Genomic DNA, 15,881 nt, shown 5'->3' with positions numbered 1-15,881 from the left:
GTCCCTGCCGCTCAGCCCTTGCCGAACAGCTTCTGGATCTCAGCGAGGTCCGCCTCGGAGGGGGCCGCGCCTCCCCCGCCGAGGCCGAAGCCCGAGCCGGTCGGTGCTGACGAGGCCGCGAGGCCGGCGTTCTCCGCCGCGCGCTTCGCGGGGTTGCCGGAGCGGGAGCGGTTGCCGCCGCCACCCTTGCCCTTCTTGCCGCGCTTCGACGAGGCGCCGGGCTTCCCCATGCCGGGCACCGGGCCCATGCCGGGGATGTTCGGCGTGCCGCCACGGGCGACCGTCTTCATCATCTTCGCGGCCTGCTCGAAGCGCTGGACAAGCTGGTTCACGTCCGTGACGGTCATGCCGGAACCGCGCGCGATGCGCAGACGGCGCGAGCCGTTGAGGATCTTGGGGTTGCGACGCTCGACCGGCGTCATGGACCGGATGATGGCCTCGGTGCGGTCGATCTCGCGCTCGTCGAAATCCTCGAGCTGCTGCTTCATCTGGCCCATGCCCGGGAGCATCCCGAGCATCTTCTTCATCGAGCCCATCTTCTTCATCTGCTGGAGCTGCTCGAGGAAGTCCTCCAGGGTGAACGCCTCGTTCGCGAGTTTCTCCGCGACCTTGCGTGCCTCCTCCTCGTCGAAGGCCTGCTGGGCCTGCTCGATGAGGGTGAGAATGTCGCCGAGGTCGAGGATGCGGCTCGCCATCCGGTCGGGGTGGAACGGCTCGAGGTCTTCCAGCCGCTCGCCCGTGGAGGCGAAGATGATCGGGCGACCCGTGACCGAGGCGACCGACAGCGCCGCTCCGCCTCGCGCGTCGCCGTCGAGCTTGGAGAGCACGACGCCGGTGAAGTCCACGCCCTCCTGGAAGGCCTTGGCGGTGTTGACGGCGTCCTGACCGATCATCGCGTCGATGACGAAGAGCACCTCGTCCGGGTTGACCGCCTTGCGGATGTCGGCGGCCTGCTTCATGAGCTCGGCGTCGACACCGAGGCGTCCGGCCGTGTCGATGATGACCACGTCGTGCTGCTGGCGGCGGGCGTGCTCGACGCCGTCGCGCGACACCTTCACGGGGTCGCCGACGCCGTTGCCCGGCTCCGGCGCATACACGGTGGCCCCGGCCTGCTCCGCGACGACCTGGAGTTGGTTCACGGCGTTCGGTCGCTGGAGATCGGCGGCCACGAGGAGCGGCGTGTGGCCCTCGCTCTCGAGCTGCTTGGCGAGCTTGCCGGCGAACGTCGTCTTACCCGAGCCCTGAAGGCCCGCGAGCATGATCACGGTCGGCGCGGTCTTGGCGAACTGCAGGCGCCGCTGCTCTCCGCCGAGGATCTGGACGAGCTCCTCGTTCACGATCTGCACCACCTGCTGCGCGGGGTTCAGCGCCTTGTTGACCTCGTCGCCGAGTGCGCGCTCGCGCACCTTGGCGGTGAAGTCCTTGACGACCGCGAGCGCGACGTCGGCGTCGAGCAGGGCACGACGGATCTCGCGCACCGTGCCGTCGACGTCGGCGGCGGTGAGCTTTCCCTTCGTGCGCAGGTTGCGGAAGGTGTCGGTGAGCCGATCGGAGAGCGTGCCAAAGGTAGCCATGGTGCCTACGATTCTACGCGAGTGGAGCCTCCACGCTCAGCGCGGCACGGAGCTGCTCCTTGGCGCGCTGGTACCGCCCTCTCACCGTGGACGCCGGAACGCCGAGCAGCGCGGCCGCATCGGTCAGGCTGAATCCGTCCCAGTGCACCAGGCGGATGACCTCCGCGAGGTCGGGATCGAGGCGGGCGATGGCGTCGCGCACCTCCGCGCCCCCGTCCGCCGGCGGTGCCTGGAGCCGGGCTTCCGCTCCCTCTCCCCGCACCCGCTCGTGCAGGGCGTGCCGACGCCGCTCACCGCGGGCGTGGTTGAGCAGGGTCTTGCGAGCGACCCCGAACAGCCACATCCGCGCCCGTTCGGGGTCGTCGGGCAGATGCCGGACGCGCCGCCAGGCGACGACCATCGTCTCGCCGAGCAGGTCGCCGGCGTCATCCGCCCCGACGCGGCGCGCGAGATAGGCCAGGAGATCAGGGGCGCACGCCTCGAACGCGGCGATCAGTGCCGTGTCGTCGGCACGGCTGCTCACTCGCCGCTCCAGGCTTCGTCGTCGCAGTGCACCTGGGAGTGGGAGTCGGCTCCGGGGATCGGACCGAACCCGTGCTCTTCGAGTTCGGCGTGGAGCGCCTCGTTCAACGCGCCCTCATGAGCCATCCAGGCCCGCGTGTCCGCCGCATTCCGATCCGTGGCCGGAACGCCCGCAGCCTCGTCGCCCTGCTCGAGCATCCGCAGCTGGCCGTCCACGTAGGGCGCGGCCTCCGCCTCCACATCCGCCGAGGCGAACCACTGATCGATGACGCGATCGACTTCGGCCTGGATCAGCGGGTTGTGCGTGTCGAGGCCACTGAAGCGGATCTCGCACTCCCCCCAGGTCGGCGCGGTGAACCGGTAGCTCCGTGCGGGATCCTCAAGACCGTCACCCCAGAGCCAGTCGGAGGATGCGGTCGCCACCCCGGCGCCGCCCACCAGGACCACCGCCGTCACAGCGGCGATCACGCCGCGTGACCGGAGTCGGGGCCGAGCGCGCCGACGGGACGCGTCGATCATCGCCCGCAGCTCGTGTCGAGCGAGAGCGGGGGTGGGCGGCGCGGAGCCGTCCAGCAGGTCGTCCAGCGGATCCGTGGTCATGGTGTCCTCCTCGTCAGGGATGCCTTCATCACTGACGTGTCCGGCCGACACCGATCCGTCCGCGCGTCATTCCCCCCAGGGCAGATCGTGCACCCGAGCGAGTGCCTCGCGGAGCACGGACTCCGGTGTGCCCCGGCCCGCCCCCTCCTCGGCCCAGACGCGCAGGGCGGACAGGACAGCCGCCGCCTGCGCCGCTCCCAGCACGTCCGCACGCATCACATCGATGCCCGCCGCACACGCCGCACGGGAGACCGCGGCGGCGAGGCGGGCCAGACGGACACCCGTCTCCCGCACCAGCTCCTCCTCGAGCGCCATGGCCTCCGCGTTCCGCAGCGCCAGTGCCAGCGGATCCGGGGCGAAGTCGTCCACGATCCCCTGCAGGATCCCGCGCACCCGCTCCCCCGTGGCGTCGCGGCCGAGGTCGTCCAGAGCGCCGACCGCGACGCCGATGCGCTCGTCGATACCCGACCACAGCACGTCGCTCTTGGACGTGAAGTAGTTGAAGAAGCTCGACCGGCTCACCCCCGCGCGCTGCGTGATATCGGCCACGGACGTCGCGTCGTACCCCTGCTCGAGGAACAGTTCACAGGCGGCTTCGGCGAGGGTCTCGCGTGAGGAGGCCTTGGGGCGGCCGGCGCGACCAGTCCGATTCATGCCTTCACGCTACCGCGCGAGCCTCTCCCCCCGACCACCGGGTATTGTTGGACGCACTCCATCTATTCGAGGGAAGCGACGACGCATGCTCGACATCCTCACTCCCGGCTTCATGCCGAACCCCGTCCCTTACTCCGAAGGGTGGGAACTGCAACGCCGCGTGCACGCGGACGTGGTCTCCGGGGCCCGCCCTGACACCCTGATCCTGCTCGAACACGCCCCCGTGTACACCGCCGGCAAGCGCACCGAGGAGCATGAGCGCCCGCAGGACGGCACGCCGGTCATCGACGTGGACCGGGGCGGCAAGATCACCTGGCATGGTCCGGGCCAGCTCGTCGGCTACCCGATCTTCCGGCTCCCCGAGCCGATGGACGTGGTGGCGCACGTCCGGCGTCTGGAACGCATCCTCATCGACGTGCTGCGACCGTTCGGGGTCGACGGCCACCAGGTCGACGGGCGGAGCGGCGTCTGGGTGCGTCGGCCGCTCTCGGAGGACAAGGTCGCCGCCATCGGTGTGCGCGTGCAGCAGGGCGTGACCATGCACGGCTTCGCCATCAACGGCGACAACAGCCTCGCACCCTTCCGCGGCATCATCCCGTGCGGGATCACCGACGCCGGAGTCACGACCGTGAGCGAGGTGACCGGCCGCGTGATCGGCCCGCTCGACCTCGTCGACGCCGTGCGTGACGCCTTCCTCACCGCCCACGCCGCTTCGACGATGACAGGAGTCCCGGCATGAACGCCGCCCCCGAAGGACGCAAGCTCCTCCGCCTCGAGATCCGCAACGCGGAGACCCCCATCGAGCGGAAGCCCGAGTGGATCAAGACGAAGGCGAAGATGGGGCCGGAGTACTCCGCCCTGCACTCGCTCGTGAAGAGCGAGGACCTGCGCACGGTGTGCCAGGAGGCCGGGTGTCCGAACATCTACGAGTGCTGGGAGGACCGCGAGGCGACCTTCCTCATCGGCGGCTCCCAGTGCACGCGTCGCTGCGACTTCTGCCAGATCGACACCGGCAAACCTGCCGACTACGACACCGACGAGCCCCGACGGGTGGCCGAGAGCGTGCAGCGGATGAACCTCCGCTACGCGACGGTGACGAGTGTGGCCCGCGACGACCTCCCCGACACCGGCGCCTGGCTGAATGCCGAGACCGTCCGGAAGATCCACGAGCTCAACCCGAACACCGGCGTGGAGCTGCTGGCCAACGAGCACAACGCCGACCCGGCCTTCCTCGGGCAGATCTTCGACGCGCGCCCCGAGGTGTTCGCGCACAACGTGGAGACCGTCCCCCGCATCTTCAAGCGCATCCGCCCCGCGTTCCGATACGAGCGCTCCCTGAACGTGCTCACGCAGGCTCGCGATGCCGGACTCATCACGAAGTCGAATCTGATCCTGGGCATGGGCGAGGAGCCGGAGGAGGTCGTCCAGGCGCTGCAGGACCTCCACGACGCCGGCTGCGACATCATCACCATCACGCAGTACCTCCGCCCGACGCCGCGACATCTCCCGGTGTCGCGATGGGTGAAGCCGGCCGAGTTCGTCGAGTTCAAGGAGGAGGCGGAGCGGATCGGCTTCCTGGGAGTGCTCGCCGGCCCGCTGGTGCGCTCCTCGTACCGTGCCGGGCGTCTGTGGGCGCAGTCGATGACGTCGAAGGGACGGGAGATCCCGGCCCACCTCGCGCACATCGCCGAGAGCGCCGAGCTCGGCTTCGCGCAGGCGGTCTGACGAGCCGCGGGGCGGTCAGTCGGCGCTCATGACCGACTGCACGCTGCCGTCGGACCCGAGGTTCACCAGCAGGACGTCGTCGGTCGCGCTGTCGTCGAGCGCGTACTCCAGCACGGCGAACGGCTCGGAGCCGCCGTGCTCGTCGGCGAGGATCGTCATGCTCATCAGGCGCAGGGACCGGATGATGTCCACGGCCGCGTCTCCGGACACGTCGATGAGGACGTCCGGGAGGTCGTCGCCGAACACCTCCTGCTGCTGCAGGATGTACTCGGTCACCTCGCTCGTCCGGTCGTCCACCTCGGACAGCATGCCCCGGCGCGCGGTGGCGTCGACGTTCTCCAGCCCCGCGATGAGACCGGCGGCGATGTCGAGGGCATCCGCGGAGACGTCGTCCTGGTCCGGAGCGGTCAGGTCCACGGTCACGCTCTGGTCGCCGAGCTCGACCGTCTCCGACCAGAAGATCGAGCCGTCGGGGCCCGACGACAGCAGTCCGAAGTAGTCGTGTTCGATCGCCATAACGCTATGAAACCAGCCTGATGCCCGGGACGGTAGCCCTGTGTCAGCCGACCAGCGCCTGCACGAAGAGGTGCGGCGTGAAACCGGTCAGATCGTCGATGCCTTCGCCCTGTCCGAGGAGCTTGACCGGGATGCCCGTGCGCTCCTGAACGGCGAGCACGAAACCGCCCTTGGCGGAGCCGTCGAGCTTGGTGAGCACGAGTCCCGTGACCCCGGCGTGCTGCAGGAAGGTCTCCGCCTGCATGACGCCGTTCTGCCCCGTCGTCGCGTCGAGCACCAGCAACACTTCGCTGATCGGTGCCTGCTTCTCGACGACGCGGCGGATCTTGCCGAGCTCGTCCATGAGGCCGCCCTTGGTGTGCAGGCGTCCGGCGGTGTCGATGATCGCGATCTCGATGCCCTCGCGCTTCGCATACTCCACCGTCTGGAAGGCGACGGAGGCCGGGTCCTGACCTTCCTGCTGCGGTCGGACGATGGCCGCTCCCCCGCGCTGCGCCCACGTCGCGAGCTGGTCGACGGCGGCGGCGCGGAAGGTGTCCGCTGCCCCCACGACGACGCTCCGCTGATAGCCGCGCAGGAACTTCGTGAACTTGCCGATCGTCGTCGTCTTGCCGACGCCGTTGACCCCGACGACGAGCACCACGGCGGGCCGCTCGGTCAGCTTCAGGGTCGTGTCGAACTTCGCGAAGTGCTCCTCCAGCGTCTCCCGCAGCATGCGCTGGAGGTCCTTGGGGTCGGTGGTGCGGTACTTCGCGACCTTGTCGCGGAGCTCGTCGACGATGCGCTCACTGATGTCGGGGCCGAAGTCCGCCGTGATCAGCGCCGTCTCCAGGTCTTCCCACGTCGTCTCGTCGATGGTGGGCTTCACGAACATGCCGCGCAGCGCGCGACCGAGAGACCAGGACTTCTCTGCCATGCGTCCAGCCTACGGGTAGCAGCGCCCCCTCTCCGACGCTGATCACGGCTTCGGAGACCGCGGGCGACACGCCGGATCCGACCATCGACACGCCGGATGGGGGCCACGATCTCCGAAGCTGTGCCCGGGGCGGGAGGGCGGAGGACGGACCGAGGTCAGACAGCGGCGGCGCGGTCGCCGACGCGCTGGCCCACCACCGCGGAGACGCCGTCCTGACGCATCGACACGCCGTAGAGCGCGTCGGCGATCTCCATCGTCCGCTTCTGGTGCGTGATGACGAGGAGCTGGGAGCTCTCGCGCAGCTGCTCGAAGACCGTGAGCAGCCGGCCGAGGTTCGCGTCGTCCAGCGCGGCCTCTACCTCATCCAGGATGTAGAACGGGCTGGGGCGCGCCTTGAAGATCGCCACCAGGAGCGCCACCGCGGCCAGAGACCGCTCACCGCCGGACAGCAGCGACAGGCGCTCGATCTTCTTCCCGACGGGACGGACCGAGACCTCGATCCCCGTCGTCAGCATGTTGTCCGGGTCGGTCAGCGAGATGCTGCCCGTGCCGCCGGGGAACAGCAGGGGGAAGACCTGGCCGAACGCCTCCTTGGTGTCCTCGAACGCGCTCGCGAAGATCGTCTGCATGCGCTCGTCGAGGTCGGCGATGATCGTCAGCAGATCCTGCCGCGTCTGGGTCAGGTCCGCGAGCTGCGTGGTGAGGAACGCGTGGCGCTGCTCCAGGGCGGCGAACTCCTCCAGCGCGAGCGGGTTGACCCGGCCGAGCTGGGCGAGCTTGCGCTCGGCGTCCGCGAGACGCCGCTGCTGGATGCGCCGGTCGAACGGGATCGCGGTGTCGTCGAGCAGCTCGCCGTCGGCGGGCTCCGCACCCGGATCCCGCGGAACGAGCTGGTCCGGGCCGTACTCGGCGACGAGCACGTCCTCGTCGAGGGCGAGCTCCGAGGACACGCGCTCCAGCAGGCTGTTCAGGTGGAGCTTCTTCTCGTGGATCTGCAGCTCCAAGCCGTGCACGCTCTCCGTGAGACCGGCCAGACGCTCGCGCAGTGACGACTCCTGGGCGCGCAGGGCGACGAGCTCCTCGTTCTGCGCCGATCGGGCGGCCTCCGCCTCCGCCAGCGCGACGCGGGCCTCGGTGACCGAGCGGTCGAGGGAGTCGAGGATGCGCGGCAGCTCCTCCACGACTCCGGATGCCGCCTCGCGCTGGGCGCGACGGATCACGGCCCGGCGGGCCGCCTCGGCCGCGGCGTCCCGCTCCTGCTCGCGTTGCCGCTCCAGCGCGGTCACCCGGGACTGGGCGGCACGGACGCGCTCGCGCAGGGTCTCGACCTCCAGGCGGGCACGGACCTCGCCTTCACGGGCGCGCTCCAGCGCCTCCAGCAGGCCGTCCCGGGCCGAGGCGTCCAGCACCGGGCGGGGCGCGGCGACGGCCGCATCGAGCTCCGCCTTGGCGGCCTCCGCCTTCGCCTCCGCGTCGGCCACGGCGGCCTGCGCCTGGGCGAGACCGGTCTCCAGACGATCGCACTCCGCGACAGCGGCCTCATGCCGCACGGTCACCTTGTTGACCTGCTCCGCGTGCGTCGCGAGGGCGGCGTCGTGCTCACGCAGCGCACGCAGGGCGTCTTTCGCCTGCCGCCGCGTCTCTTCCACCGCCTCGTCGGCGTCGATGCGCGCCTCGCGGAGGGAGTCTACGACGATCTGGATCTCGGTGAGCCGGTCGGTCGCCGCGTCGCGCTCCGCCGCGAGTTCGAGCCGGGACCGCTCCCCTCCGGATCCCGTCCGCAGCGTCTGGGCGGTGATGACGTCGCCGCCCGTCGTCACGATCGTGGTGGCGGTGTCGCCCGCCGTATCCAGGGCACGCCGGGCCGCGCGGGCGGCATCCAGGTCGTCGGCGATGAGCACGTGCGCGAGGATGCCGAGGATGCCGTCGGGAGCCGTCACGGTCTCCGCCGCCGGGATCACCCCGTCGACCACCGGATGGGCGGGGTTCTCGCACGGGGCCTCGGCGACCACGAAGTCGACCACCCCGCGACGCCGCTCCGCGGCCTCCGCAGCGAGTCCGAACGCGTCGTCCGCCGTCCCCACGAGCACGCCCTCGGCCAGCGGGCCGAGGACGGCGGCGATGGCCGCCTCGTATCCGGCCCGCACCTGGACCGCGTCTCCGACGAGGCCGAGGATGCCGGACCCGCCTTCGGCGACGATCTCGGCGGCGCCGCCGGACAACGACAGCGCGCTGCTCAGAGCGGCCGCCTTGGCGGTGAGGGCGTCGACCTCGCGCTCGGCGGCATGCAGCCGTTCCCGCAGGCTCTCCCGCTCGGCCTCCGCCGCCGTCGCCGCACGTTGCGCGCTCTCGTAGGCGGCGGCATACTCGACCGCCGTGCCCTCCGGCGCCTCGGCGTCGTCGGTCGCCGCGAGGGCTTCCTCGGCCTCACGTCGACGTGCATGCGCCGCCTCGAGCGCGTTCTCCTGGCGGAGCACCGCGCCGCGGACGGCTGCCAGCGCGGAAGCGGCGGCGTCGGCGGTCCCCCGCAGCGACGAGAGACGCATGTCGTACTCCGACACGAGGGCGCTCTGCTCGGCGATGTCCACGTCCAACGTGTCGAGTTCGGCGCGCGCGTTCACGACCTCGCGGCTCGCCGCCGCGGCGGCATCCTGCGCATCGCCGAGACCCGAGGAGATCGTCTCGATGTCCTCCCGCGCCTCGTCGATCGTCGCCTGCGTCACGGTCACTGCGGTGACCGCCGCGTCATCCTCCTCGGAGCCGAGCAACGCGAGACGCTGGTTGGCGAGCGTGTACAGGCCCCGCATGCGTTCCTGCACCTGCTCGAGTCCGAACGCGACGCTGCGTGCCTCGTCGACGGCGATGGAGTTCTGGTCCTTCTCGAGACGAGCGATCCCCGCGCGGACCGCCTCGGCCTGATCGGACAGCACGAGCCGCTCGGTGTGCCGTTCCTGCTCGGTCCGCGTGTGATCGGCGAGGGCGGTCCGCAGGGCGACCACGTCGTCGGCGAACAGGCGGGCCTTGGCGTCACGCACCACGGCGGCGATGGTCTGCGCCTCGCGGGCGATCTCCGCCTGACGGCCGAGGGGCTTGAGCTGGCGCCGGATCTCCCCCGCGAGGTCGCTCAGACGGGTGAGGTTGGCCTCCATCGCGTCGAGCTTGCGCAGGGTCTTCTCCTTGCGGCGCCGGTGCTTGAGGATGCCGGCGGCCTCCTCGATGAAGCCCCGGCGGTCTTCCGGCGAGGCCTGGAGGACGGTGTCCAGCCGCCCCTGCCCCACGATGACGTGCATCTCGCGCCCGAGACCGGAGTCGCTGAGAAGCTCCTGCACGTCGAGGAGCCGGCAGCTCTCCCCGTTGATCGCATACTCGCTGGAGCCGTTCCGGAACAGGGTGCGGCTGATCGTCACCTCGGCGAACTCGATCGGGAGGGCGCCGTCGGCGTTGTCGATCGTGAGCTGGACCTCGGCACGCCCGAGGGGTCCTCGGGTCGACGTCCCGGCGAAGATGACGTCCTCCATCTTCCCGCCTCGCAGGGTCTTCGCGCCCTGCTCGCCCATCACCCAGGCCAGCGCGTCGACGACGTTGGACTTGCCGGAGCCGTTCGGGCCGACGATGCAGGTGACACCCGGCTCGAAGACGAAGGTCGTCGGCTGGGCGAACGACTTGAACCCCTTGAGCGTCAGGCTCTTCAGGTGCATGGGGCGACCGCTCGTCCAGGGAGATTCACGTCGCTACGCTACCGGAATTCCGCGGATCGTCGGGTATCCCGCGCGGGGGCCGCGGAGGCTCCTCAGGCCACGACACGCCGGTGCTAGCACGAAATGCTTGACGTTCTCCTGTGAGTTTCGCTACGGTGGGCCTCCGGATCGCCACACGAAAGGAGGTTACCGATGATGATCACTCAGCACACCGCACAGGCATACAGCCTCGCCGCGCCCGCGCACTCCGCGCCGCGCCCTGCGGCATCGGTGACCGCCGGCGTCCGTCACGGCTCGCTCGGCTAGAACCGCAGCCAGGGAATGCAGGCCCGAACTGGGTCTTCTCCCGCCTGTTCTGTCGCGTCCCACCCTCTGATCCCTCGGATCATGGATCCCCGCCGCCTCCGGCTTTCCGCGTTCCGCGGCTCCGGCGGCGCTGCTCTCGTCCGTACCCGCCGCGGCCGACGACTCGGTCCTGACGCGGTGCTTCCGCACCACATCCATCCCTTTCGAAGGAACCATCGTGAACACCACGCTGTCACGCAGCATCACCCATCCGCCCGATACCGAGGACCGTGAGGTCCTCCACATCCCCCGGGACGACGAACTGCGTCGGCTCGGCGTCGCGGACCGCCTCTCCCTCCGGATCGGCCTCTGGCTGCTCCAGCGGGCGCAGCGCCCCCGACGTCCGCGCCGCTCGTGGACGGTCGACCCCGGCGACCTGCTCCTCGTCGGAGAGCAGCGTCACCGCTCCGCCGCGGAATCGCACGCCCTCCTCGTCTTCGACATGCAGCGCGGCCTGCGCTGAGCCGGGCGATGACGACCGCATCGACGCCGGCCCGGCGCCCGTCCGTTCCTCCCGGACGGGCGCCGGGACACCCGGCACCCTCTGCCTCCCGCCGAACCCCGAAGGACCTGACAATGACGACCGCCGCTCTGACGATCACACCGCTGATCGTCCCGGCCACCCTCGCCGCCGACGACGCCGCGGACTTCCGCGCCTACGGGGACCTGAACCGGCTGATCTGCGACGAAGAGGTCGGCCTCCCCGACCTGGCGCCGGACGCCGCGCAGATGCTGCCCAACTGGCAGGACGACTCGGACGCGCTCGACCTCGGCTTCGTGGCGCGGGACGGCGACGAGATCATCGGCATGGTCACCGTCTCCTTCGCCCAGGAGGCGGAGGCGCATGCGGCCGAGATCGACCTCCTGGTTGCCGCCGCCCACCGTGGTCGCGGTGTCGAGGAGGCGCTGCTCACGCGCGCCGAGGACGAGGCCAGGGAGCGCGGACGGACCGTACTTCAGATCTGGACGCTCCACCGGCCCGAGGAGGCGGAGCGCATGCTCGTGCCGCGGACCGGGTGGGGGCGCATCCCGGCGACGTCGCTGAGCGACGCGGTCGAGGCGCATGGATTCACGCTGGAGCAGGTGGAGCGCAACAGCGAACTCGATCTGCGCGCCGATCCGGAGCCGCTCCGCCGCGCGTTGGCGGCGGCTCTCGAAGCCGCAGGGCCGGAGTATCGGGTGATCGAATGGCAGCTGCCCACTCCGCCGGAACTCCGCGACGGGTACGCCGCCGTCCTCGCCCGGCTGTCGACCGACGCCCCCAGCGGGGACATGGACTTCGTCGCCGAGGTCTATGACGCGGATCGGGTGATCCGCCGCGACGGTCGCCTCACCGCCGCCGGTCAGACGGTCTCCGTCGCCGCCGTGGAGCACATCCCGTCCGGCACGCTCGTCGCGTACAACGAGCTGCTGATCGGTGCGGAGCGGACCGGCACGACCCACCAGTTCGGCACCCTCGTCGCGAAGGAGCATCGCGGTCACCGGCTCGGCACGATCGTCAAGTGCGCCAATCTCCTGCGCTGGCGGGAGCTCGTCCCGGATTCGTCCGTGGTGTCCACCTTCAACGCGGAGGAGAACCGGCCGATGCTCGACATCAACGAGGCCATCGGCTTCGTCCCCGTGTCGTACGCGGGGGCATGGCAGAAGAAGATCTGAGCGTCTCCAGCGGACGTCATCCTCCCGGATGACGTCCGCCGCCGCGGTTCATCCGCGGGGCCGACGACGTCGACCCCGCCGTCCCGCGAGGCTGGGAGCATGAACACCCCCGTGATCGAAGCCCACGCCCTGACCAAGACCTTCGGCGTCACGCACGCCCTCGCCGGTGTCGACCTCACCGTGCACCGCGGCGAGGCCGTCGCGATCATGGGCGCGTCCGGTTCAGGCAAGACCACCCTCCTGCATGTGCTCGCGGGCATCACCGCCCCCGACACGGGGCGCGTGGTCTTCCACCCGTCCACGGGCACGCCCATCGAGGTGACCGCGCTCGGCGAGGCCGCCCGGTCACGCCTGCGCCGGGAACGCTTCGGCTTCGTCTTCCAGCAGGGACTGCTGATCCCCGAGCTGACCGCCGTGGAGAACGTCGCCCTCGCGTCGATGATCAACGGCGTCGCGAAGAAGGACGCCCTGCCGCACGCGGCATCCTGGCTCGCGGCGCTGGGACTCGCCGGCATGGAGGAACGGCGGATCGGCGAGCTCTCGGGCGGGCAGGCGCAACGCGTCGCGATCGCCCGCGCACAGGCCACCGGCGCCGAACTCGTCTTCGCGGACGAGCCGACGGGCGCCCTCGACTCGCACACCTCGTCCGAGGTCATGGACGCCCTGCTGTGGTCCACCACCGGCCAGGGACGCACCCTCATCGTCGTCACGCACGACCCGGAGGTGGCCGCCCGCTGCGGACGCACCGTCGCCGTGCGCGACGGCCGCATCGTCTCCTCGGCGGTGAACGCGTGAACCTCTCCGTCCTCGGCCTGCTCCTGCGTCCCGCGCCCGGGCAGCGCAGCGTCCTCGCCCTCCCGATCATCGCGTTCGGAATCGTCACGACCCTCGTGCTCACGGTCATCGGCGGCGCCCAGGCGTTCTGGACCTGGACCGACCCGGAGGCGATGCTCTACCAGGCCCTCGCGGCGATCGCCCTCGTCCTCCTCGTGGTCCCGCTGACCTCCCTCGGCGGCGCCGCCGCCCGGCTCTCGGCCCGTCGCCGCGATGAGCGCCTCTCGACGCTGCGTCTGCTCGGCGTCACTCCGGGCGGGGTCACGGTCGCGACGGTGGTGGAATCCGTCTTCGTCGCCGCGGCGGGGGCGCTCATCGGGGTGGCGGGTCATCTCGCCCTCAGCCCGCTCATCGGGCTCATCCCCTTCCGGGGAGAGCCGCTCGGTCTCCCCTCCGTGGTCCTGCCGCCGGCGATGATCGCCGCCGTGGTCGCGGGAGCCCTGCTGCTCGCGGCCGGCAGCGGGGTCGTCGGACTGCGTCGTGTCGTGATCTCGCCGCTCGGCGTCCGCACGCGCACCACCCCGCCGAACGTCCATTGGATCCGTGCGGTGATCGCCGTCGCCGGGATCGCCACCGCGTTCGTCCTCATCAAGGTGTTCCCGATGATCGGAGGCGTCGTCGCGACGATCGCCGTCGTGGCAGCGATGTTCGCCCTGGCCCTCGCCGTGCTCAACGTCCTCGGCCCGTGGGTGCTGAAGGTCTCCGCCGGCCGTCAGCTCCGCCGGGCCGAGCGCCCCGAGCGTCTGCTGGCCGCGCGGCTCGTGCTCGACGCACCGAAGGCCGCCTGGCGTCAGGTCGGCGGCATCGCGATGGCCAGCTTCATGGCCGTCTTCGCCGGCACCGGCGTCGCTCTTCTCGACACGCTCGGGGCAAGTGACGACCCGGCCAGCATCGCCCTCGCCGAGGACATCAAGACCGGGCTCATCATCACCCTCATCGGGTCCTTCCTGATGGTCGCCGCCTCCGTGGGCGTCAACCAGGCCTCGGACGTGCTGGACAAGAGCGATCTCCACCGCAGCCTGCATCATCTGGGCATGCCGCTGGAGACCGTCGACCGGGCCCGTCGCCGGGCCATCATGTCGCCCCTGCTGGTCACCGCTGTGGGGTCGGCGATCTGCGCGGCCGCGCTCGTCTTCCCCCTCATCGGCATCGCGCTGATCGTCGCTCCGCTCTCGCTGCTCACGATCGCCACGGTCCTCACAGTCGGGATCGGCGTCGTCTGGGCCAGCACCTGGGCGACCCGTCCGCTGCTGGAGCGGGCCTTCGCTCCGGCGTGACGGTGGAGACCTCAGCGTCTCCGCTGGCAGCGCGGGCAGAAGTGCGAGGAGCGGTTCATGAAGGCGGCACGGGTGATCGGCGTCCCGCAGCGAGGACACGGCTTGCCGCCACGGCCGTAGGCGTTGAGGCTGTGGGCGAAGTACCCGGCCTGTCCGTTCACGTTGACGTACTGCGCATCGAAGCTCGTGCCGCCCTCGGCGAGGGCCTTCTGCAGAACGGAGCGCACCTCGGCGAGAAGGCGGTTCACGGCCCGCGTCGGGAGCGCGTCGGCAGGGGTCTCCGGGTGGATCCGCGCGGCCCACAGCGCCTCGTCGGCGTAGATGTTGCCGATGCCGCTCACGACGCCCTGGTCCAGCAGCACCCGCTTGATCGCGCTGTGCCGACGAGCGAGAGCGACACGGAATACGCCATCGTCGAAGAACGGGTCGAGCGGATCGCGGGCGATGTGCGCCACCTGCGTCGGGATCCGCGACGATCCGTCGGTGATCAGGGCGTCGACGGCGAGCGATCCGAACGTGCGCTGGTCCGCGAACACGATCGCGAGCTCGCCGTGCCGTGGGTGCTCGATGCCGAGACGGATGCGCTCATGGCGCTCCGCCGGCGCGTCCGGCGCCCGGAGCAGCATCTGCCCGCTCATGCCGAGGTGGGCGATCAGAGCGGAATCCTCGTCGTCCAACGGCAGCCAGAGGAACTTGCCGCGTCGCGCGGCCGCGGTGAAACGACGCCCCTCCAGGCGCTGCACGAAGTCGGCGGCGCCGGCGGTGTGGCGGGTGAGGGCTCGCTCATCGAAGACGCTCACGCCGGTGATGACCGCGCCGACGGCAGCGGGTGCGAGGCCGGAGCGGACGACCTCGACCTCGGGGAGCTCAGGCACGCTCGCTGAGCGTGCGCCAGGCGCTGAGTGCCGCGGCCATCTCGGCCGTCTTCTTGCTGCTGCCGGCCCCCGTCATCCGGACGTCGCCGACCGCGACGGTCGCCGTGAAGCGGCGGTCGTGATCGGGGCCGCTGGCCTCGACCGAATACTGGGGCGGTGTGGCGCCGAGGCGGGCCGCGAGCTCCTGCAGGCTGGTCTTCGGATCCATGGCGGCGCCGTACCGCTCAGGGTCGGCGAGCAACGGCTCGGTCAGCCGGAGCACGAGCGCCGTCGCGGCCTCGGGCCCGGCCGATAGGTACGTGGCGCCGATCACGGCTTCCATCGTGTCGGCGAGGATCGAGTCCTTGTCGCGCCCACCGGTCTGCTCCTCACCGCGTCCGAGCAGCAGGTGGCTACCCAGGTCGATGCCGCGCGCGACCTCGGCCAGAGCGACCGTCGACACGACGCTGGCCCGACGCTTCGCCAGCTCGCCCTCGTCGAGCTCGGGGTGCCGGGTGAAGAGCATCACCGTCACGGCCTGTCCCAGGACGGAGTCGCCGAGGAACTCGAGCCGCTCGTTGTGCGGGATGCCGCCGTGCTCGTACGCGTAGGAGCGGTGAGTGAGGGCCAACTCCAGAAGCTCCGCGTCGATATCGACGCGGAGCTTGGCTGGGAGAGGTCTCGTCCCCCCGGGGACCTCCGTCACGGTT

General features: G+C 70.8%; 15 protein-coding genes. 6 read left to right on the top strand and 9 right to left on the bottom strand.

Going from position 1 to position 15,881, the window contains the following annotated elements; translation table 11 throughout:
- Nucleotides 1-11: 11 nt before the first annotated feature.
- The 4 genes from ffh to KAF39_RS11500 all read right to left on the bottom strand — a co-directional run bounded on the left by ffh (nucleotide 12) and on the right by KAF39_RS11500 (nucleotide 3,350).
- The gene (gene ffh / locus KAF39_RS11515) at nucleotides 12-1,574 is read right to left on the bottom strand and encodes a signal recognition particle protein (protein WP_025103333.1); all 1,563 of its coding nucleotides are present in this window, start codon (nucleotides 1,572-1,574) and stop codon (nucleotides 12-14) included.
- 13 nt (nucleotides 1,575-1,587) lie between these two features.
- Nucleotides 1,588-2,097: an RNA polymerase sigma factor gene (locus tag KAF39_RS11510; protein ID WP_307805202.1), complete on the bottom strand. Its 510-nt coding sequence runs from the start codon at nucleotides 2,095-2,097 to the stop codon at nucleotides 1,588-1,590.
- A complete protein-coding gene (locus tag KAF39_RS11505) occupies nucleotides 2,094-2,696 on the bottom strand; it encodes a hypothetical protein (protein WP_210677374.1) in 603 nt (200 codons plus the stop codon). The genes KAF39_RS11510 and KAF39_RS11505 overlap by 4 nt, the downstream gene beginning before the upstream one ends.
- Nucleotides 2,697-2,762: 66 nt before the next feature.
- On the bottom strand, nucleotides 2,763-3,350 hold the full coding sequence (locus KAF39_RS11500) for a TetR/AcrR family transcriptional regulator (protein ID WP_210677373.1): 588 nt from the start codon (nucleotides 3,348-3,350) through the stop codon (nucleotides 2,763-2,765).
- Between the two features lie 85 nt (nucleotides 3,351-3,435).
- On the opposite strand from KAF39_RS11500, the gene lipB reads away from it, so the two are divergent.
- Both lipB and lipA read left to right on the top strand, forming a co-directional pair.
- Entirely contained in the window at nucleotides 3,436-4,089 is a 654-nt protein-coding gene (gene lipB / locus KAF39_RS11495) for a lipoyl(octanoyl) transferase LipB (RefSeq protein ID WP_210677372.1), read from the top strand.
- On the top strand, nucleotides 4,086-5,075 hold the full coding sequence (lipA, locus tag KAF39_RS11490) for a lipoyl synthase (protein WP_210677371.1): 990 nt from the start codon (nucleotides 4,086-4,088) through the stop codon (nucleotides 5,073-5,075). The genes lipB and lipA overlap by 4 nt, the downstream gene beginning before the upstream one ends.
- A 15-nt stretch (nucleotides 5,076-5,090) precedes the next feature.
- Here the strand turns inward: lipA and KAF39_RS11485 are convergent, their stop codons facing one another.
- The 3 genes from KAF39_RS11485 to smc all read right to left on the bottom strand — a co-directional run bounded on the left by KAF39_RS11485 (nucleotide 5,091) and on the right by smc (nucleotide 10,205).
- On the bottom strand, nucleotides 5,091-5,591 hold the full coding sequence (locus KAF39_RS11485; protein ID WP_101845969.1) for a DUF2004 domain-containing protein: 501 nt from the start codon (nucleotides 5,589-5,591) through the stop codon (nucleotides 5,091-5,093).
- Nucleotides 5,592-5,634: 43 nt separating this feature from the next.
- Nucleotides 5,635-6,507, bottom strand: a complete 873-nt coding sequence (gene ftsY, locus KAF39_RS11480) for a signal recognition particle-docking protein FtsY (RefSeq protein WP_210677370.1) — start codon at nucleotides 6,505-6,507, stop codon at nucleotides 5,635-5,637.
- Nucleotides 6,508-6,662: 155 nt separating this feature from the next.
- Nucleotides 6,663-10,205 (bottom strand): chromosome segregation protein SMC, encoded by a 3,543-nt coding sequence (gene smc, locus KAF39_RS11475; RefSeq protein WP_210677369.1) that lies wholly within the window; start codon nucleotides 10,203-10,205, stop codon nucleotides 6,663-6,665.
- A 523-nt stretch (nucleotides 10,206-10,728) separates the two neighbouring features.
- Between smc and KAF39_RS11470 the strand changes: the two genes are divergently transcribed.
- The 4 genes from KAF39_RS11470 (at nucleotide 10,729) to KAF39_RS11455 (ending at nucleotide 14,317) form a co-directional block, all read left to right on the top strand.
- Nucleotides 10,729-11,013 (top strand): hypothetical protein, encoded by a 285-nt coding sequence (locus KAF39_RS11470; RefSeq protein ID WP_210677368.1) that lies wholly within the window; start codon nucleotides 10,729-10,731, stop codon nucleotides 11,011-11,013.
- 113 nt (nucleotides 11,014-11,126) lie between these two features.
- On the top strand, nucleotides 11,127-12,206 hold the full coding sequence (locus tag KAF39_RS11465) for a GNAT family N-acetyltransferase (protein ID WP_210677367.1): 1,080 nt from the start codon (nucleotides 11,127-11,129) through the stop codon (nucleotides 12,204-12,206).
- 99 nt (nucleotides 12,207-12,305) lie between these two features.
- The gene (locus KAF39_RS11460; RefSeq protein ID WP_210677366.1) at nucleotides 12,306-13,001 is read left to right on the top strand and encodes an ABC transporter ATP-binding protein; all 696 of its coding nucleotides are present in this window, start codon (nucleotides 12,306-12,308) and stop codon (nucleotides 12,999-13,001) included.
- The gene (locus KAF39_RS11455; protein WP_210677365.1) at nucleotides 12,998-14,317 is read left to right on the top strand and encodes an FtsX-like permease family protein; all 1,320 of its coding nucleotides are present in this window, start codon (nucleotides 12,998-13,000) and stop codon (nucleotides 14,315-14,317) included. Before KAF39_RS11460 ends, KAF39_RS11455 begins: the two co-directional genes overlap by 4 nt.
- A gap of 11 nt (nucleotides 14,318-14,328) precedes the next feature.
- On the opposite strand, the gene mutM is transcribed toward KAF39_RS11455, so the two are convergent.
- Together mutM and rnc are read right to left on the bottom strand one after the other, a co-directional pair.
- Nucleotides 14,329-15,192: a bifunctional DNA-formamidopyrimidine glycosylase/DNA-(apurinic or apyrimidinic site) lyase gene (gene mutM, locus KAF39_RS11450; RefSeq protein ID WP_210677364.1), complete on the bottom strand. Its 864-nt coding sequence runs from the start codon at nucleotides 15,190-15,192 to the stop codon at nucleotides 14,329-14,331.
- Entirely contained in the window at nucleotides 15,185-15,877 is a 693-nt protein-coding gene (gene rnc, locus KAF39_RS11445) for a ribonuclease III (protein WP_210677363.1), read from the bottom strand. Before rnc ends, mutM begins: the two co-directional genes overlap by 8 nt.
- Nucleotides 15,878-15,881 lie beyond the last annotated feature (4 nt).

This window comes from Microbacterium sp. BLY (assembly GCF_017939615.1).
Classification (GTDB): Bacteria; Actinomycetota; Actinomycetes; order Actinomycetales; family Microbacteriaceae; genus Microbacterium.
This window is presented reverse-complemented; position numbering and strand designations above follow the sequence as displayed.